General features: G+C 45.3%; 21 protein-coding genes. 20 read left to right on the top strand and 1 reads right to left on the bottom strand.

Annotated features, from left to right (window positions below; all coding sequences use genetic code 11):
• The first annotated feature begins 54 nt into the window (after nt 1-54).
• The 18 genes from QMA01_RS17025 (at nt 55) to fabZ (ending at nt 16237) form a co-directional block, all read left to right on the top strand.
• Entirely contained in the window at nt 55-2229 is a 2175-nt protein-coding gene (locus QMA01_RS17025; RefSeq protein WP_290184000.1) for an EAL domain-containing protein, read from the top strand.
• 240 nt (nt 2230-2469) lie between these two features.
• The gene (gene upp, locus QMA01_RS17020) at nt 2470-3099 is read left to right on the top strand and encodes a uracil phosphoribosyltransferase (protein ID WP_191713556.1); all 630 of its coding nucleotides are present in this window, start codon (nt 2470-2472) and stop codon (nt 3097-3099) included.
• Between the two features lie 19 nt (nt 3100-3118).
• Nucleotides 3119-4237: a non-hydrolyzing UDP-N-acetylglucosamine 2-epimerase gene (wecB, locus tag QMA01_RS17015; RefSeq protein WP_290215545.1), complete on the top strand. Its 1119-nt coding sequence runs from the start codon at nt 3119-3121 to the stop codon at nt 4235-4237.
• A gap of 237 nt (nt 4238-4474) precedes the next feature.
• Entirely contained in the window at nt 4475-4696 is a 222-nt protein-coding gene (locus QMA01_RS17010; protein WP_290215544.1) for an AtpZ/AtpI family protein, read from the top strand.
• A 3-nt stretch (nt 4697-4699) separates the two neighbouring features.
• On the top strand, nt 4700-5071 hold the full coding sequence (locus QMA01_RS17005) for an ATP synthase subunit I (RefSeq protein WP_191713557.1): 372 nt from the start codon (nt 4700-4702) through the stop codon (nt 5069-5071).
• A 27-nt stretch (nt 5072-5098) separates the two neighbouring features.
• Nucleotides 5099-5809 (top strand): F0F1 ATP synthase subunit A, encoded by a 711-nt coding sequence (atpB, locus tag QMA01_RS17000; protein ID WP_191713558.1) that lies wholly within the window; start codon nt 5099-5101, stop codon nt 5807-5809.
• Between the two features lie 57 nt (nt 5810-5866).
• On the top strand, nt 5867-6091 hold the full coding sequence (atpE, locus tag QMA01_RS16995; RefSeq protein ID WP_006829234.1) for a F0F1 ATP synthase subunit C: 225 nt from the start codon (nt 5867-5869) through the stop codon (nt 6089-6091).
• A 161-nt stretch (nt 6092-6252) separates the two neighbouring features.
• Nucleotides 6253-6774, top strand: coding sequence for a F0F1 ATP synthase subunit B (gene atpF / locus QMA01_RS16990; RefSeq protein ID WP_191713559.1), 522 nt, complete (start codon nt 6253-6255; stop codon nt 6772-6774).
• Nucleotides 6771-7301 carry a F0F1 ATP synthase subunit delta gene (locus QMA01_RS16985; RefSeq protein WP_191713560.1) on the top strand — a complete coding sequence of 177 codons (531 nt, stop codon included), beginning with the start codon at nt 6771-6773 and terminating at the stop codon, nt 7299-7301. Before atpF ends, QMA01_RS16985 begins: the two co-directional genes overlap by 4 nt.
• 27 nt (nt 7302-7328) lie before the next feature.
• Nucleotides 7329-8837, top strand: coding sequence for a F0F1 ATP synthase subunit alpha (gene atpA, locus QMA01_RS16980; protein ID WP_191713561.1), 1509 nt, complete (start codon nt 7329-7331; stop codon nt 8835-8837).
• A 172-nt stretch (nt 8838-9009) separates the two neighbouring features.
• Nucleotides 9010-9867, top strand: a complete 858-nt coding sequence (gene atpG / locus QMA01_RS16975) for an ATP synthase F1 subunit gamma (RefSeq protein WP_191713562.1) — start codon at nt 9010-9012, stop codon at nt 9865-9867.
• Between the two features lie 212 nt (nt 9868-10079).
• Nucleotides 10080-11495: a F0F1 ATP synthase subunit beta gene (atpD, locus tag QMA01_RS16970; RefSeq protein ID WP_191713563.1), complete on the top strand. Its 1416-nt coding sequence runs from the start codon at nt 10080-10082 to the stop codon at nt 11493-11495.
• A 24-nt stretch (nt 11496-11519) separates the two neighbouring features.
• Nucleotides 11520-11924 carry a F0F1 ATP synthase subunit epsilon gene (locus QMA01_RS16965; RefSeq protein WP_191713564.1) on the top strand — a complete coding sequence of 135 codons (405 nt, stop codon included), beginning with the start codon at nt 11520-11522 and terminating at the stop codon, nt 11922-11924.
• A gap of 417 nt (nt 11925-12341) precedes the next feature.
• Nucleotides 12342-12575, top strand: a complete 234-nt coding sequence (locus QMA01_RS16960; RefSeq protein WP_203339063.1) for a DUF1146 family protein — start codon at nt 12342-12344, stop codon at nt 12573-12575.
• A gap of 350 nt (nt 12576-12925) precedes the next feature.
• On the top strand, nt 12926-14224 hold the full coding sequence (murA, locus tag QMA01_RS16955) for a UDP-N-acetylglucosamine 1-carboxyvinyltransferase (RefSeq protein WP_191713566.1): 1299 nt from the start codon (nt 12926-12928) through the stop codon (nt 14222-14224).
• Between the two features lie 195 nt (nt 14225-14419).
• A complete protein-coding gene (mreB, locus tag QMA01_RS16950; RefSeq protein WP_191713567.1) occupies nt 14420-15454 on the top strand; it encodes a rod shape-determining protein in 1035 nt (344 codons plus the stop codon).
• A gap of 68 nt (nt 15455-15522) precedes the next feature.
• On the top strand, nt 15523-15783 hold the full coding sequence (locus QMA01_RS16945) for a DNA-directed RNA polymerase subunit beta (protein ID WP_191713568.1): 261 nt from the start codon (nt 15523-15525) through the stop codon (nt 15781-15783).
• 16 nt (nt 15784-15799) lie between these two features.
• Nucleotides 15800-16237 (top strand): 3-hydroxyacyl-ACP dehydratase FabZ, encoded by a 438-nt coding sequence (gene fabZ, locus QMA01_RS16940; protein WP_191713569.1) that lies wholly within the window; start codon nt 15800-15802, stop codon nt 16235-16237.
• A gap of 115 nt (nt 16238-16352) precedes the next feature.
• Here the strand turns inward: fabZ and QMA01_RS16935 are convergent, their stop codons facing one another.
• Nucleotides 16353-16790, bottom strand: coding sequence for a YwpF family protein (locus QMA01_RS16935; RefSeq protein WP_191713570.1), 438 nt, complete (start codon nt 16788-16790; stop codon nt 16353-16355).
• 292 nt (nt 16791-17082) lie between these two features.
• On the opposite strand from QMA01_RS16935, the gene QMA01_RS16930 reads away from it, so the two are divergent.
• Nucleotides 17083-17493, top strand: coding sequence for a single-stranded DNA-binding protein (locus tag QMA01_RS16930; RefSeq protein WP_203339065.1), 411 nt, complete (start codon nt 17083-17085; stop codon nt 17491-17493).
• 25 nt (nt 17494-17518) lie between these two features.
• Entirely contained in the window at nt 17519-17662 is a 144-nt protein-coding gene (locus tag QMA01_RS16925) for a hypothetical protein (protein ID WP_191713572.1), read from the top strand.
• The last annotated feature ends 8 nt before the right edge of the window (nt 17663-17670 follow it).

The following is a 17670-nucleotide window of genomic DNA, read 5'->3' as shown; positions in this document are numbered from 1 at the left end:
AGCAGATTTCTTTGCTTTATTAAAATACATAGCAACACAGGAGGGACGCGTCGTATGCACACGCATGAACTGAAGAGAGATAAAAAGGTAATCATGGAGTGGCTGCGCCGTCTCGGTGTTGAATTCCATACATCATTTCTGATCGTTAATTCGGAGATGGAAGACCAGCCCGTCGTTTATGCGAACGATGCCTTTTACAAAATGATCGGCTATAGCGAAGAGGAAACCCTGGGGCGGAATGGTCGTTTTCTGCATGGTGAAAAAACTGCAATGGAAGCGAAAGAGCAAATTCGGAAATGTGTGGATGCCAGTAAGAGCGGCATTGTGGAGATTGTGAATTACCGAAAAAACAGCACTCCTTTTTGGAATGAAATCACTGTGCAGCCTTTATCTTTTCCAGAAAAGGATTTCAAATTCACATTGATGCTCCAGCACGATATCACCGACCGCAAACGTGCAGAAGCCTTGATCAAGCTTCAAAAAGAGACATACACGGGAATCGAAAAAGGCTATATGCTCAGCGCGTTGCTGCAGAATATCTGCACTACCGCCGAATCGTTCTTTATTGATGGAGCGAAATGTACGGTATTGTTGATCGACGATACCGAACTTTATAAAATCGGTGCGGCCAGTTCCATGCCGAAAGGGTTCCAGGATGCCATCGACGGAACGGTGGTTGAGGAAGACATCGGTACTTGTGGTGCAGCATTCCACCGGCAAGAAGCAGTAATCGTGGATGATATGAGCACGGACTACTTGTGGCGAAATCATCAGCAATTAGTGAAAACCTATAACTTGGTGTCCAGCTGGTCAATTCCAATATTTAATGTTGAAGGAAGCGCCATCGGTACTTTCGGAATTTATTTCCCTTCGCCGTTGACGCCGCATGAAAAAGATTTGGCATTCATGGAAGAAGTTGCATCGATCGCTTCGCTGGCCATCAAATATTCCCGTCAGCACGAAGAGGTTTTGCGCTTGGCTTATACCGATGAAAATACGGATTTGCCCAACCGAAATTATTTCAGAACTGAAATCACGGATTTGCTGAAAGAAGGCAAAGAAGGTTTTGTCGCATTTTTGTCGACAGATGAATACGTCAAAGTGGTCGATCAATATGGCCACCGGGCGGGGGACACGATCCTGCGCGAAATCGGCAAACGGTTGATGCTTTCACAGAATTTGTCGGATAACCTGATTGCACGTTTTTCGGATTCAACCCTAGCCATGTACAGTGCGACGCCTTTCACAAAAATTCCGGATTACTTGGATCATCTGCTGAGCGGACTGGTGGAACCTGTCAAAGTAGGGGATATGGAATTGTTCCTGACCTTGAAAATGGGGGTAGCGATCGTAACGCCAAACCAGCAGGATTCCGAGGAGTTAATTCGTTGTGCAGATAGTGCGTTGTCACAGGCGAAACTTCAGACTGGTGAGGCGATCTGTTATTTTGAAAGTGAGCATGATGAATTCATGATGAAGGACCTGCGTGTGGCGAATGAATTGACAGCAGCACTGAGACGCAATGAAGTCGGCGTCCATTTGCAGCCCAAAGTCGATTTGGCAACCGGTGAAATCTTGAGTTTTGAAGCTCTGGCCCGTTGGACATCTCCTGAGCTTGGGACCATACCGCCGGACGTCTTTATTCCGGCAGCTGAAAAAAATGGCAAAATCCGCATGCTGGAGCAAAACGTCTTGAAGCAAGTGCTGCAATGGATGAAGAAAAGAACAGAGCAGGAGTTGAAGATTCGGCAAGTTGCCATCAACATCTCTGCAGATCATTTCTTCCATCATTCTTTCGTTCCGTATTTGATGGACATGACGGCCGAATACGGCATTGACCCGAAATGGATTCAATTGGAGATAACCGAGCGAATCGGTTTTGTGGATATCGAAACGGCCAATAAAGTCTTTAGGCATCTGAGGCATTGCGGGTTTACGACATCGATTGATGATTTTGGCACCGGCTATTCGTCGCTCAGCTATCTGCAGAAGCTGCCTGTCGAAGAATTGAAGATCGACCGTTCGTTCATTTCAACTATGCACGAACCGGGAACTTTGGCGATTATCCGGACCATCATTCAGCTTGCGGAGAACCTGAATATGCGCGCAGTGGCTGAAGGTGTGGAAACTGAGCAGGATCGCCAAACATTATTGGCGCTTGGCTGCAAGGTCGGTCAGGGTTATTTCTTCTACAAGCCGATGCCGCTCAATGAAGCGTATTTATTATAACAGAAGAAAAAAAGTTTCAGCATAGCGGGAATGGGACACTTTTGAACCCGATGTTGAAATGCATTTAAATGAACAAATGAAACATCTGCTAAGCCGGGGAAATATTTCCCGGTTTTTTTCTTTGGAAAAATAAAGCATAGGCGAAATTAACTGAATAATACCAAAGCAGGATCTGGCCACTAGGGCAAAGAATTTTCTGTTATACTATTTAAGATAATGTTTGAAAAGGAGAGATAGGCCATGGGAAAAGTATACGTTTTTGATCATCCGCTGATTCAGCACAAAGTAACGTACATTCGTGACAAGTCTACAGGCACGAAAGAATTCCGCGAATTGGTTGACGAAATTGCCACATTGATGGCGTTTGAAATCACACGCGACTTGCCGCTAGAGGAAATCGACGTGGAAACGCCGGTCCAAATGGCGAAATCGAAAGTCCTTGCAGGGAAAAAATTGGGCGTTGTTCCTATTTTGCGCGCAGGAATCGGCATGGTCGATGGAATCCTGAAATTGATTCCGGCAGCTAAAGTCGGACATATCGGTTTGTACCGTGACCCGGTCACATTGCAGCCTGTCGAGTACTATTTGAAATTGCCATCCGATGTGCAGGAACGGGACTTCATCGTTGTAGATCCAATGCTTGCTACCGGAGGTTCTGCAATTGAAGCAGTCAACTCCATGAAAAAGCGTGGCGCTACGAAAATCCGTTTCATGTGCATCATCGCAGCTCCTGAAGGTGTGGAAGCACTGCAAGAAGCTCACCCGGATGTGGATATCTACATCGCAGCACTTGATGAGAAATTGAACGAAAAAGGATACATCGTTCCAGGTCTTGGAGACGCTGGAGACCGGTTATTCGGTACTAAATAAGAGGGCGGGGTAAACCAGCTTGACGAAAAAATGGAAAGTAATGACGATATTTGGTACGCGGCCTGAAGCCATTAAAATGGCGCCGCTTGTCTTGGAACTTCAAAAACATCCCGACACCATTGAACCGCTTGTGACAGTGACAGCGCAGCATCGGGAAATGTTGGATCAGGTGCTGGAGACTTTCCAGATCACGCCTGACTTCGATTTGAATATCATGAAAGACCGCCAGACATTGACCGATGTTACGATGCGTGCCATGCAGGGGCTTGATTCGGTTATGAAAGAAGCGAAGCCGGATATCGTGCTGGTGCATGGCGATACGACAACGACTTTTGCTGCCAGCCTTGCTGCTTTTTATAACCAGGTCGCCATAGGGCATGTGGAAGCCGGTTTGCGTACACACAATAAATATTCGCCATATCCTGAAGAAATGAACCGTCAGTTGACGGGTGTCATGGCGGATATTCATTTTTCGCCAACTGAAAAATCCGCTCAGAACCTGCTGGATGAAAACAAGAAGGCAGAAACCATCTACATTACAGGCAATACGGCTATCGATGCGCTTCAAACGACTGTTCGCGAAACTTACACACATCCGATCCTGGAGAAAATCGGTACAGACCGTATGATCTTGCTGACGGCGCACCGCCGTGAAAACTTAGGGCAGCCGATGCGAAATATGTTCCGCGCAATTAAACGGTTGATTGAAGAGCACGATGATATCCAAGTGGTTTACCCGGTTCACATGAATCCGGCTGTACGTGAAGTGGCGGATGAAGTACTGGGCCGTGACACGCGCATCCATTTGATCGAACCGCTGGAAGTATTGGATTTTCATAACTTTGCGGCCCGTTCATTCTTTATTCTGACCGATTCAGGCGGAATTCAGGAAGAGGCGCCTTCACTTGGCAAGCCGGTTTTGGTTTTGCGTGATACCACTGAACGCCCTGAAGGCATCACCGCGGGAACATTGAAGCTCGCAGGCACTGACGAAGAGACGATTTACGGATTGGCTAAAGAATTGCTGACGGACGAATCTGCCTACAAGGCGATGTCCCAAGCATCCAATCCATACGGAGACGGCCAAGCATCTGCCCGGATCGTCGAAGCGCTGCATACGTATTTTTCAAAGCTGTAAATGGGATAGACCGTCAATTTCAAATTTTTCGGTAAAATTTGTCGACAATATGTCGGAAGGAAATCGCTTGTGAAGTTTTTCACTTCTACTAATTGACATGATTTTACCCCTATTGTATGCTTACAAAGGGTATGCATGAGAAGGTTTTCTTACATAGATTATGTGGTCTTGAAAGCCTGATGCGACGGCTCTTTTTAAGGGTTTAATGTCAAATCAACGAAGTTCGAGGGGGTTATCATGCGCCCAACAAAAAGTCCCTTACAAGCGATGGCAATTTATAGTGCCATCCTCTCACAACTTGTCGGGTCCGTGCTTATCGGCGTGTTCACAGGTATGTGGCTTGATGACAGGCTCGGAACCGCCCCGTTTTTCATGATCATCTGCCTATTCATAGGCATCACTGCCGGTGTTTGGGCAATGCTTCAGACTGTCCGCAAATTCGAATCAGGAGACCAGTAAAAAATGGAAGGACTTAGGGAGATATATACACGACTAAAAAAGATGATTTTTTTCATCTTGGCGTTCTGCGTTATTGGTTGGGGGTTTACCCCTTATCAAGAAGTGTTCGCGGGTCTCATAATCGGAACTTTGTTCGGCATTTACAACATGTGGATCCTGGTTCGGCGGATGGAGAAATTCGACCGTGCGGTGGCTGAAGGCTCGAAAGTTCGTTCGCTTGGAACGGCATTACGGTTTGCATCAGGTGTTGCAGCTGTGGCGATCGCCATTTTGTTCGCAGAGCACATTCACTTGGTCAGTACGGTAATTGGGTTGATGGTCCCTTACGCTCTGTTATTGGCAGAGCGGATTGTTTATCATGTGAAACACCATTAACAATGTGGAAAGAGAGGTGAAACAATCGTGGAACATGGCGCTCCTATGCTCGAGGTGTTCGGGATCTGGTTTAACCTATCGAACGTTATGATGCTAACTATAGCCGCTCTTATCGTTTTCCTTATTGCTTATATTTCTACACGGAAACTGCAGCTCAAACCAACGGGCATGCAGAACTTCATGGAATGGATCATGGATTTCGTTAAAGGAATAATCAACAGCAATATGGATTGGAAAGATGGTGGCCGATTCCATGTTCTTGGAATCACCCTGATTATGTTCATTTTTGTTTCGAACATGTTAGGCCTTCCATTTGCAATAGTTGTCAACGGAGATCTTTGGTGGAAATCGCCAACAGCTGACCCGACGGTAACGATGACATTGGCCGCAATGGTGCTAATCTTGAGCCATTATTATGGCATCAAGCTGAAAGGGCTCAAAGGATACGCCGGAGGCTATATCAAGCCAATGAAATTCTTATTCCCATTGAACATCATTGAGGAATTCGCAAATACGCTGACACTCGGTCTGCGTCTTTACGGTAACATCTATGCGGGGGAAATCCTGTTGACTTTGTTGGCAGGCCTCGCATCAGCAGGTGCATTTGGATTCGCATCAGCAATCGTGCCTATGATGGCATGGCAAGGATTCTCGATCTTTATCGGGGCAATCCAGGCGTTTATTTTCGTTATGTTAACGATGGTCTACATGTCGCACAAAGTTGCCGACGACCATTGAGTATAAACTGCTCGTAGAGCAAAAAAAAAACAACTATCCTGAGGAGGACACATCAAAATGACAGGTTCATTAGGTTTATTAGCAGCAGCAATCGCAGTAGGTTTAGCAGCACTAGGCGCAGGTATTGGTAACGGTCTTATCGTTTCAAAAACAGTTGAAGGTATCGCTCGCCAGCCAGAAGCTCGCGGAGTTCTACAAACAACTATGTTCATCGGGGTTGCATTGGTTGAGGCATTGCCGATCATCGCTGTAGTTATCGCGTTCATCGTTATGAACCAATAGTATTTAATAGTCACAAAGTTTAATGGTGGGGATGCTACTACATGATTTTCGCCATTTAAACTTGTATGCACCACCTTGCTTTTGAAAATTCATCTTACAGAGTAAAAGATCTTACTATAGAAGAAATTGTATTTTAGGCTCTTGAAGGGAGTGAAACAATCGTGTTTTTTGACCATCTTGTACTCGGTGCAACCGGGGAGTTTTTGAATATCGGAGACATTCTCGCTACACTTGTTATCTTCACCTTGCTGATGGTGCTTTTGAAGAAATTCGCATGGGGTCCTTTGATGGGCGTAATGCAGCAGCGTGAAGATTTGATCAAGAGTGAAATCGAAACTGCTGAAAACAGCCGTCTAGAATCACAAAAGTTGCTTGAAGAGCAGCGCAGCCTTCTTAAAGATGCGCGTACACAAGCACAGGAAATCGTTGAGAACGCTAAAAAGCAAGGCGAAGTTTCGCGTGAGGAAATCATTACGACTGCACGTGCTGAGTCTGGCCGCATGAAAGAAGCAGCGGTTCAGGAAATTGCCAACGAAAGAGATAAAGCTATTTCAGCGGTTCGTGAAGAAGTTGTGGCATTGTCATTGCTTGCTGCTACGAAAGTGCTTGGAAAAGAAATCTCTGAGGAAGACAACCGTCAGTTGATTAACGAAACGATTGCGAAGGCAGGCGAAGTTCAGTGAGTCTAGTTGCAGAACGCTACGCTTTAGCATTGTTTGAAGTCGCTCAGAAGCACGGATCGTCTTTGGATATTGAACATGATTTGCGTGAAGTGAAAAAAGTCTTCGAAATGACTCCGGAACTTTACAATTTGATCGTTTCACCAAAACTTTCTGCTGAGAAAAGAAGAAACTTGATCAATGAAGTATTTAACGAAGCAAATCCGTTTGTGGTGAATACGCTTCAATTGATGGCAGAACGCAAACGTCTGGACGAAGTCGGCTCTTTGGCTGATGAGTTCGTTGCTTTATCTAATGACGCACAAGGAATTGAAGATGCGAAAGTTTATTCTACACGTCCTTTGACGGAAGAAGAACGCGCATCCATCTCTTCCATTTTCGCTAAAAAAATCGGTAAACAATCTTTACGAATTGAAAACATCATCGATCCATCGTTGCTCGGCGGATTGCGTCTTCAAATCGGAAACCGTATTTATGACAGCAGCGTGAGCACGAAATTGGCACGTCTGCAGCGTCAACTAATCGGTTAATTATGAAATTATGAGAGGGTGACATACATGAGCATCAAAGCTGAAGAGATCAGCGGTCTGATCAAACAACAGATTGAAAATTATCAATCAGAGATGAAAGTTGACGACGTTGGTACAGTAATCACCATTGGTGATGGTATCGCGCGCGCTCATGGCCTCGACAACGTCATGGCTGGAGAACTTGTAGAGTTCTCAACTGGTGTCCTTGGTATGGCGCAAAACTTGGAAGCCAACAACGTTGGTATCATTATCCTTGGCCCGTACACAGACATTAAAGAAGGCGATGAAGTACGTCGGACTGGCCGTATTATGGAAGTACCGGTAGGACATGAACTTATCGGACGCGTAGTAAATCCACTTGGACAACCTGTTGACGGTCTTGGGCCGATCAACACGACAAAATCACGTCCAATTGAAAGCCCTGCACAAGGGGTTATGGCCCGTAAATCGGTTCATGAACCACTTCAAACAGGGATCAAAGCGATCGATGCACTTGTGCCGATCGGTCGTGGACAGCGTGAATTGATCATCGGTGACCGCCAGACAGGTAAAACTTCTGTAGCGATCGATACAATCTTGAACCAAGCTGACCAAGATATGATCTGTATCTATGTAGCTATCGGACAAAAAGAATCTACTGTACGTAACGTAGTAGAAACTTTCCGTAAAAACGGAGCACTTGATTACACAATCGTTGTAACAGCTTCTGCTTCACAGCCTGCTCCATTGCTGTTCCTTGCTCCTTATGCAGGTATCACAATGGCAGAGGAATTCATGTTTGAAGGCAAGCACGTGTTGATCGTCTATGATGATTTAACAAAACAAGCATCTGCTTACCGCGAACTTTCACTATTGCTTCGTCGTCCGCCAGGCCGTGAAGCTTATCCAGGGGATGTCTTCTACTTGCATTCACGCCTTCTTGAGCGTGCTGCGAAGTTGAACGAAACTCTAGGAGCAGGATCTATCACAGCATTGCCGTTCGTTGAAACGCAGGCTGGCGATATCTCTGCATACATTCCAACAAACGTTATCTCGATTACGGATGGCCAGATTTTCCTTCAATCGGATCTATTCTTCTCAGGTGTACGCCCAGCGATCAACGCCGGTCTTTCTGTATCACGTGTTGGTGGTTCAGCTCAGATCAAAGCAATGAAAAAAGTTGCGGGTACATTGCGTCTTGACTTGGCTTCTTTCCGTGAACTTGAGTCATTCTCTCAGTTCGGTTCTGACCTTGATGCGGCAACAGCTGCTAAGATCGAACGCGGAAAACGTACAGTTGAAGTCTTGAAGCAAGATTTGAACAATCCGATCAAAGTTGAAAAACAAGTTGTTATTTTCTATGCGTTGACTCGTGGATTCCTAGACGACATCGCTATCAACGACATTTCTCGCTTTGAAGCTGAATTGACAAGCTGGTTGGATTCGAACCACACAGAAATTTTGGATACTATTCGTACAACTCAAGGTTTACCTGCTGATGACGCATTCGGTGCAGCGATCAATGAATTCAAACGCACTTTCGCAAAATCAGAGTAAAGAGAAACTCTATTCAGTTAAGGTTTTTGCCTTACTGAATGCTGGTTGATCCAATCGGATTTTACCGGTCAGTCCATCTCCTGCATATCAATGCGGGAGACATACTGCCCGTTAAACCGGGGGAATCGCTGAGTCGAATATGAAGAAAAAATAATAGGGTGGTGAAATACCAGTGGCATCTTTACGCGATATAAAAACACGAATAACGTCAACCAAGAAAACGAGCCAGATTACACGAGCCATGCAAATGGTTTCGGCATCTAAACTAAGCCGTGCGGAAGTGAATGCGAAAGCATTCGTTCCTTACATGAATAAAATACAGGACGTGGTGGCATCCATCGCAGCCGGGTCTACGGACACCAGCAACCCGATGATGATTGCCCGCCCTGTAAAGAAAACAGCTTATTTAGTAATCACATCGGATCGTGGCCTTGTAGGCGGATATAACAGTAATATTCTTCGTACTGTCATGAGCAGAATCCGTGAACGGCATACATCCAATGACGACTTTGTTATCCTGAGCGTTGGCCGGAAAGGGAAGGAATTCTTTGCGAAGCAAGGAATGACGATTCTTGAAAGTGCAATTGCACTTCCGGACCATCCGACGTTTTCGGATATTAAAGAATTAACGCGCAAAGCTGTTGGTATGTTCGCAGATGGGACATATGACGAAGTTTATATGTACTATAATCACTTTGTTTCAGCTATTCAACAAGAAGTTACAGAGAAAAAAGTCTTGCCGCTGACGGATATTCAACCGACCGGATCAACTGCATCTTACGAGTTCGATCCTTCAGCAGAAGCGATTTTGGAAGTTCTTCTTCCTCAATATGCGGAAAGCTTGATCTTTGGAGCCGTTCTTGATGGCAAAGCAAGTGAACATGCTGCATCCATGACAGCAATGAAGAGCGCGACTGATAATGCGTCTGATTTGATTAATGGACTGACACTTCAATACAACCGTGCACGCCAAGCAGCAATCACTCAGGAAATTACAGAGATTGTCGGCGGAGCAGCTGCACTGGAATAATAACGAAAAGCGACAGCGCCCGTTAAGCTCTGACAGGCATAAGACAGACCAGCAGGGTGGCGTTCTTTGCCGCACAGCTGGGTTGGCTTATGACCCGAAGAGCTGGGCCGCTGGAATCTGGACAATAACGAAAAAATTGAAGCGAAGGCGGCCGATTAAGCCGCCGAAGCTTGCAATAAAGTTTCAATAAAAGTAAGACAGGAGGGAACAGCATGAACACAGGACACGTTCTTCAGGTTATGGGACCGGTTGTAGATGTAAAGTTTGCTGATGGCCAACTTCCAGCTATCTACAACGCCCTAACTGTAAATATTGATCGTCCCGGACAAGCTCAAGTCGTTTTGACGCTTGAAGTGGCTCTTCACCTTGGTGACGATTCAGTCCGTACAATCGCGATGGAATCTACTGATGGACTGCAACGTGGTTCAGTAGTAACTGACTTGGGCAGAGCAATTTCTGTTCCAGTTGGAGATGTAACATTAGGCCGAGTATTTAACGTACTTGGTGAAATTATCGACTTAGGGGAAGAAATTCCTGCAACAGAGCGCCGTGATCCGATTCACCGCTTAGCACCTACGTTCGAGCATCTTTCCACAGAAGTTGAAATTCTTGAAACAGGTATCAAAGTTGTTGACTTGCTTGCCCCTTACATCAAAGGCGGTAAAATCGGTCTCTTCGGTGGTGCCGGTGTAGGTAAAACAGTTCTTATCCAGGAATTGATTAACAACATCGCTCAAGAACACGGTGGTTTATCCGTATTCGCTGGTGTTGGTGAACGTACGCGCGAAGGAAATGACTTGTACTTTGAGATGAGCGATTCTGGCGTTATCAAGAAAACGGCAATGGTCTTCGGCCAAATGAACGAGCCGCCTGGTGCACGTATGCGTGTTGCCTTGACTGGTTTGACTATGGCAGAATACTTCCGTGACGAACAAGGCGCGGACGTTCTTCTTTTCATCGACAACATCTTCCGCTTTACTCAAGCAGGATCTGAAGTATCAGCACTTCTTGGCCGCATGCCATCAGCTGTTGGTTACCAACCGACACTTGCTACTGAAATGGGCCAATTGCAGGAACGTATCACAACTACAAGCACAGGTTCAGTAACGTCTATCCAAGCGATTTACGTACCAGCCGATGACTATACGGATCCGGCTCCGGCTACAACTTTCGCTCACTTGGATGCGACAACTAACCTTGAGCGTAAACTTTCTGAGATGGGTATTTACCCAGCGGTGGATCCTTTGGCTTCAACTTCTCGTGCATTGTCACCTGAAATTGTTGGCGAAGAACATTACAATATCTCACGTGAAGTTCAAGAAACGCTTCAACGCTACAGAGAATTACAAGATATCATTGCAATCCTTGGTATGGATGAGTTAAGTGATGAAGACAAGCTGACGGTTAACCGTGCACGCCGCGTCCAAAACTTCCTTTCTCAGAACTTCCACGTTGCTGAACAGTTCACAGGCCAAAAAGGTTCTTATGTTCCAGTTCAAGAAACGATCAAAGGATTCCGTGGAATTCTTGATGGAAACTATGACCACTTGCCAGAAGATGCTTTCCGTTTGGTCGGACGCATTGAAGATGTTATTGCAAAAGCAAAAAGCATGGGCGTAGAAGTCTAAAACCAGGGACCAGGAGGGAAAAAAATGAAGACCATTACAGTCAATATTGTCACTCCCGACGGCCCGGTATACGATTCAGAAGTATCTATGGTTATTGCAGTTACAGCAACCGGCGAAATGGGCGTTTTGCCCGGCCACATTCCGACAGTCGCTCCTCTTGGAATCGGTGCAGTCCGATTGAAAAAAGAGAACTCGACAGAATTGGTTGCTGTAAACGGTGGATTTCTTGAAATCCGCCCTGAAAAAGTGACCATTCTTGCACAATCGGCTGAACGCGCAACAGACATCGATCTGGCACGCGCTCAGGAATCCGCTAAACGTGCAGAAGCACTCTTACAGGCTAATAAAGATGAAATCGACTTTAAACGTGCAGAATTGGCGTTAAAACGTGCGATGAATCGTATCAACGTTTATGAGGGTAATGTTTAAATAAAAGCATAAGCGTCCGTGTAGATTCGACGGGGATAAGACGCACTGGCGAAGCGGCGTTCTTTGCCGTGTAGCCAGGGTGGCTTATGACCTTAGAATCCGGGCGCTGAAGCTGGACAATAAAGTAAAGCATAAGCGGCCGTTCGGCTCCTGCAGGATTTAAGCCTAAGGAGTTGGCCACTGAAGCTGGATATTTAAAAAAGTGTAGGCAAAAGCGGGCAGAAGGGCAATTGACTTTTGTCCGCTTTTTCTATTTCTTATAGATTGGATTTAGTTCTGTAGTTCTACAGAACGAGGATACTGAGATTTTCAAAAGCTGACAACTGATCAGCAAGGAAATTTCCTCGCATGGGTCAACAAGCGATTAACGGGATTCACATCACTGAATAACTGACATTTTATGAAAGGGTGCATCAGATGGAAACCATGATTGGGCAAACGGCTTTGATTTCAATCTTCAGCCACATATTCTTTACCGGTGTTGCTTTTTATGCGATGCGTGCTGTCATGTTCGAAAAATGGATTCATAAGCATCATGTACTTCAAGCACAAATTCTTTATATTTTTATTAGCATTGCAATCGGGACCATGGTATCTACTTTTTTCCTAAATATTTCATCTTGGTCGCGGCAATTGCCTTATCTTTTTTAAAATTGCCGTTTTGCCATGGCTTTGAACCTCACGGCTATGGCAAAACGGCAAATCTTTATTTCCAGGGAAATAAAATTTCGTATAAGGTTTAATGGTTCTAATGAGGGGAAAAGGTCTACTAGTTGATTTTTAAAACGTGACTTTTTTCCTTTAGCGGACATAAAAACGGAAAACTTTTCGAACAATGTATTGTCCCATGAGATGAATAGCACAAAATGAGAGTAAAGTTGCTTGTTTTTTACTAAAAAACAGGGTAGGATGAGTAAGGTTTTGTTTCTAAATAATGACATTGGACTTTAACGTATATGGGATACATATAGATGACTATTAAACACATGGAGGGCATATCAGTGGATCAAATTATTGTAAAAGGCGGCCAAAAATTAAAAGGGAAAGTACGGGTCGAGGGTGCTAAAAATGCAGTTCTTCCGGTATTAGCTGGAGCGCTATTGGCTTCAAAAGGAAAGAGCATCATTAAAGAGGTACCGAATTTAGCCGACGTCTACACGATTCAGGAGGTTTTGAGAAGCCTGAATGTGCAGGTTGAGTATTTTCCTGAAAAAAATGAAATGCTGATCGATTCTTCAGCAACATTATCAAGCGAAGCTCAATTCGAATATGTACGCAAAATGCGCGCTTCGATTTTGGTGATGGGACCAGTTCTTGCGCGTAATGGATTTGCTCGTGTAGCTTTGCCAGGCGGATGTGCAATAGGATCACGCCCGATTGACCAACACCTAAAAGGGTTTGAAGCAATGGGCGCAAGCATTACTTTCGGAAACGGCTTTGTGGAAGCTAAAACAACTGGCCGTTTGCGCGGAGCAAAAATCTATTTGGATTTCCCAAGTGTCGGCGCAACTGAAAACATCATGATGGCTGCCGCTTTGGCAGAAGGTACTACATTAATCGAAAACGCTGCAAAAGAACCGGAAATTGTTGATGTTGCAAACTACATCAACGAAATGGGCGGCCGCGTAATCGGTGCTGGAACAGATACAATGCGCATTGAAGGTGTAGAAGAATTACATGGTGCAGAGCATTATATCATTCCAGACCGTGTGGAGGCCGGCACATTCATGGTTGCTGCTGCAATCACTGAAGGCGATGTAATCATTGAGAATGCCGTTCCTGAACACATGACGGCGTTGATCTCCAAAATGGGTGAAATGGGTGTAGACATTCAGGAGACAGAAGAAGGATTGCGCATCCGTGCAAACCGTCCACTCCGCTCGATCGACATCAAAACCATGCCGCATCCAGGCTTCCCGACGGACATGCAATCACAGATGATGTCATTGATGCTGACTGCCAAAGGCAACGGCATTTTGACAGAAACCGTTTTTGAAAATCGCTTTATGCACGTGGAAGAATTCCGCCGCATGAACGCAACGGTTAAAATCGAAGGGCGTTCTGTTATTATGGAAGGGCCATCTGATCTGCAAGGTGCAGAAGTTGCAGCAACCGATTTGAGAGCTGCTGCTGCCTTGATTTTAGCTGGACTGGCTGCAGAGGGCATCACTCGTGTTAATGAACTTTATCATTTAGATCGCGGATACGTTAACTTCCACGGAAAACTGGCAGCATTGGGCGCTGATATTGAGCGCGTGTCAGTTGAACAGGCAGAAACGAAAGTCGAGCAATTGGTCTAATCTATTCTTCATAGGCTTGCGGCGCTGGTTTACAGCTCCGTAAGCCTTTTTAATTGCAGGAGCTGAATCCAGGGATTTTTGTCAATGAGATCCTGACTGTGATAAACTATTCAGTTAAGAGAATCATTTAATCAATACATATGCTGTAGAAAAATTAATTCAACAGGATAGATGGTAGAAAAGGAGTGCGGCTTGATGTTTTCTAAAGATATAGGAATTGATTTAGGGACAGCAAATGTCCTGATCTATGTAAAAGGCAAAGGAATCATCTTGAATGAACCTTCTGTAGTGGCGATGGACCGGAAGACGGAGGAAGTGCTGGCTGTCGGCACAGAAGCGCGCAAAATGATGGGCAGAACGCCAAAGCATATTGTGGCGGTCCGGCCATTGAAGGATGGCGTCATCCACAACTTTGACGTTACCGAAGCGATGCTGAAACATTTTATGCATATCCTAAAGCTGAAAGGGTTTATGACCAAACCGCGCATCTTAATTTGTTGTCCGACGAATATCACGAGCATTGAACAAAATGCTATTCGCGAAGTGGCCGAAAAGGCAGGCGGCAAAAAAGTCTATGTCGAAGTCGAGCCGAAAGTGGCAGCCATCGGAGCAGGCCTGGATATCTATCAGCCGAATGCCAGCATGGTCATCGATATTGGCGGCGGCACGACGGATGTCGCAGTATTATCTATGGGAGACATTGTCACAAGCGAAACGATAAAAACGGCTGGAGATTCATTTGATCGACAGATTATGAAATACGTCAAAGACCACCATAAGCTGTTGATCGGTGAAAAAACCGCGGAAAAAATTAAAGTTGAAATTGGGACAGCGTTAAAACATACGGAAGCCAAAGAAATAGAAATCCGGGGGCGCGATATCCTGACTGGTTTTCCCCGGACGCTGAAGATCAACTCCATGGAGATTGGGGAAGCATTGAAAGAATCCGTCAATTCAATTGTTGAAGCGGCGCGGATGGTTTTGGAAAAGACCCCGCCGGAACTGGCTTCAGATATAATTGAAAGCGGAGCCGTTCTTACGGGCGGAGGTGCACTGCTTGATGGGTTAGATCAGCTGCTGGCTGCCCAATTGCAGATTCCTGTGTCCATTGCAGAAAATCCATTGGAATGTGTCGCATTGGGAACTGGACTGATGCTGGAAGCAAAAGAAAACATTTTCCGGAAAAGCAAACAAAGACAAATAGCTGATGCCAAAAACCGGACATTTTAGTATAATGACTAGACATGAGCTTTGCCCGATAGCCGGGAATCCAGCAGAAAGAAAGGTTGACGGAGTGAATGGCTGAACTGAAAAAGAATTTTTCTCTTCGGAAAAAAGCCGATAAAGAAAAAGACACACAGGGCGCTGAAAAGACGTGGTGGGTGCAAATTCGTCTGTTTCCGATATGGCTCCGTATTCTCATTGTAATTGCTTTGGTTGCGTTAGCAGCCGTTCTAGGGGCAATGGTGGGATTTGGCGTCATTGGCGACGGAAAGCCTGCTGATGCGCTGAAATGGGAAACCTGGCAGCACATATTTGATATCATGAGCGGAAAGTGAAGAGGAGATGAATCGATTGTTGACAACAGAACAAATTCAAGCAATTTTACCACATCGTTACCCATTTTTGATGGTGGATCGAATTCTGGAAATTGAAGCCGGCAAGAAAGCGGTCGGCCTGAAAAACGTATCAGCGAATGAAGACTTTTTCAATGGCCATTTCCCGGGTTATCCGGTAATGCCCGGTGTCTTAATTGTGGAAGCATTGGCACAGGTTGGAGCTGCAGCTGTACTTCAGCTGGACGCCAATAAAGGCCGTTTGGCATTTTTCACCGGAATCGACAATTGCCGCTTTAAACGGCAGGTAGTTCCAGGCGATCAATTGCGTCTGGAAGTTGAATTGACAAAACTGCGCGGGTCAATGGGCAAAGGCCATGCAATTGCCACTGTCGACGGAGAACTTGCTTGCGAATGCGACATTTTGTTCGCATTGGGTCCAGTTGCTGAGAAATAATAGATCAATGAAAATAAAGAGCTGTTCTGAAAGTCAAACCTGACTTTCAGAACAGCTCTTTTACTATAGGCTTTGAAATTTATCCTGTTTTTCCGGACAGTGGGTATGAAGAAACTTATGACTTGGCTTCATCTTTTCGCAGGCCGGGGCGCGTACGCATGTCGGTTTCAAAGCGTTCCAACAATTCCTGTCCTTCAAGACCGTCTTCAAGCAGTTCTGAAAGAAGTGTTTCTGCGTATTTTCGGCGGGCCCGTTTCAATGTGCCTTTCATCAATACGGAGGCATGGTCCCCGATGATCTTCACTTTGCGGACAACCACTTCAAAAGGTGCAGGTTCGTTTCCTGGGTAGGAGATGACAACCTGTACATCGATTGTTTCCTCGGAATTCTTCAGTTTTTCAAATATATCCAGGTGCTGAATGTCGACCAGCATTTCAAGGATCCATGAGCGGTCTTTGTTTTCCTGGTTGATGATGAGGCCGTCATGCACCGGATAATCGGTGACTTGATCGTCTTTTTCAATTCCCAATGACAGCATATTAAATGTTTTCATGCGGCAATGCCTCCAATACTAGCTTTGTTTCAGTATAGCATAAGCACGAATTGGCAAGCGAACGGAAAAAGAGGATGTAAAAAAACTGGAATACTATCAAAATCCAGTTTTGATTGGAGCTGTATTGAGATGAAAAGACGCTGAACCTTGCCATTCACAGGAAGAAAAAAAGTTTACTCATGCTTCAAAAATGAAATATGACAGCTCAAAAGCTGCTAAAAATAATTTTTCCGGTTTTGCAAAGAATTCAATCTTCTTAGTATGCTTCAAGTAAGCGAAAGGAGGTGAGAAAATGAACCAAGTCGGAATTGTAGGACGCTTAACCAAAGATCCAACCATGCGCGTATTGAATGAAGGGCGGGTACATACTTCCTTCATTGTCGCAGTTTCCCGGAACTATAAAAACCAGAAAGGAGAAACCGAAACAGATTACGTTCTTTGCTCAACATGGGGCAAGCCAGCCCATAATGTCTCGAAATACTGCATTAAAGGATCACTTGTCGCCGTTACGGGCCGTCTGCAGTCACGTTCGTATGATAAAGAAGACGGGACGCGCATCTATGTGACAGAAGTCCTTGGCGACCAGATCCGCTTCCTCGACAGAAGAAAACCACAAGAAGAAACCGCCCCTCAGCAGGAATCACCGCAGTCTGATGCAGACTTCGATTTCCAACCGCCAGGGACGGAACAAGTAAACGTATAGCCATCAAAAAAGGAGGCACTTAGCGATGCCAAAGGATGTACAGCTGCAACTGGAAGTGCATATGGAGCAATTGATCCGATTGACCGCCTTGCTCCATCAGCGCTTGGCAGAGGCGGAGCGGGAACTAAGTGAACTGAAATCGATCTTCCGTTCCGTCCAAAAAGGGTAAAGTTTCAC

It is taken from the genome of Planococcus notacanthi (genome assembly GCF_030407825.1).
Lineage (GTDB): Bacteria > Bacillota > Bacilli > Bacillales_A > Planococcaceae > Planococcus > Planococcus notacanthi.
Note: the sequence above shows the minus strand (reverse complement) of the source record. Positions and strands in the feature narration are given on the sequence as shown.

What these genes read in the sequence shown, in the direction of transcription:
- QMA01_RS17025 (WP_290184000.1), top strand. Translation starts at nt 55, where the DNA reads ATGCACACGCATGAACTGAAGAGAGATAAAAAGGTAATCATGGAGTGG.
- upp (WP_191713556.1), top strand. Translation starts at nt 2,470, where the DNA reads ATGGGAAAAGTATACGTTTTTGATCATCCGCTGATTCAGCACAAAGTA.
- QMA01_RS17010 (WP_290215544.1), top strand. Translation starts at nt 4,475, where the DNA reads ATGCGCCCAACAAAAAGTCCCTTACAAGCGATGGCAATTTATAGTGCC.
- QMA01_RS17005 (WP_191713557.1), top strand. Translation starts at nt 4,700, where the DNA reads ATGGAAGGACTTAGGGAGATATATACACGACTAAAAAAGATGATTTTT.
- atpE (WP_006829234.1), top strand. Translation starts at nt 5,867, where the DNA reads ATGACAGGTTCATTAGGTTTATTAGCAGCAGCAATCGCAGTAGGTTTA.
- atpA (WP_191713561.1), top strand. Translation starts at nt 7,329, where the DNA reads ATGAGCATCAAAGCTGAAGAGATCAGCGGTCTGATCAAACAACAGATT.
- atpD (WP_191713563.1), top strand. Translation starts at nt 10,080, where the DNA reads ATGAACACAGGACACGTTCTTCAGGTTATGGGACCGGTTGTAGATGTA.
- QMA01_RS16965 (WP_191713564.1), top strand. Translation starts at nt 11,520, where the DNA reads ATGAAGACCATTACAGTCAATATTGTCACTCCCGACGGCCCGGTATAC.
- QMA01_RS16960 (WP_203339063.1), top strand. Translation starts at nt 12,342, where the DNA reads ATGGAAACCATGATTGGGCAAACGGCTTTGATTTCAATCTTCAGCCAC.
- mreB (WP_191713567.1), top strand. Translation starts at nt 14,420, where the DNA reads ATGTTTTCTAAAGATATAGGAATTGATTTAGGGACAGCAAATGTCCTG.
- QMA01_RS16945 (WP_191713568.1), top strand. Translation starts at nt 15,523, where the DNA reads ATGGCTGAACTGAAAAAGAATTTTTCTCTTCGGAAAAAAGCCGATAAA.
- QMA01_RS16935 (WP_191713570.1), bottom strand. Translation starts at nt 16,790, where the DNA reads ATGAAAACATTTAATATGCTGTCATTGGGAATTGAAAAAGACGATCAA.
- QMA01_RS16930 (WP_203339065.1), top strand. Translation starts at nt 17,083, where the DNA reads ATGAACCAAGTCGGAATTGTAGGACGCTTAACCAAAGATCCAACCATG.
- QMA01_RS16925 (WP_191713572.1), top strand. Translation starts at nt 17,519, where the DNA reads ATGCCAAAGGATGTACAGCTGCAACTGGAAGTGCATATGGAGCAATTG.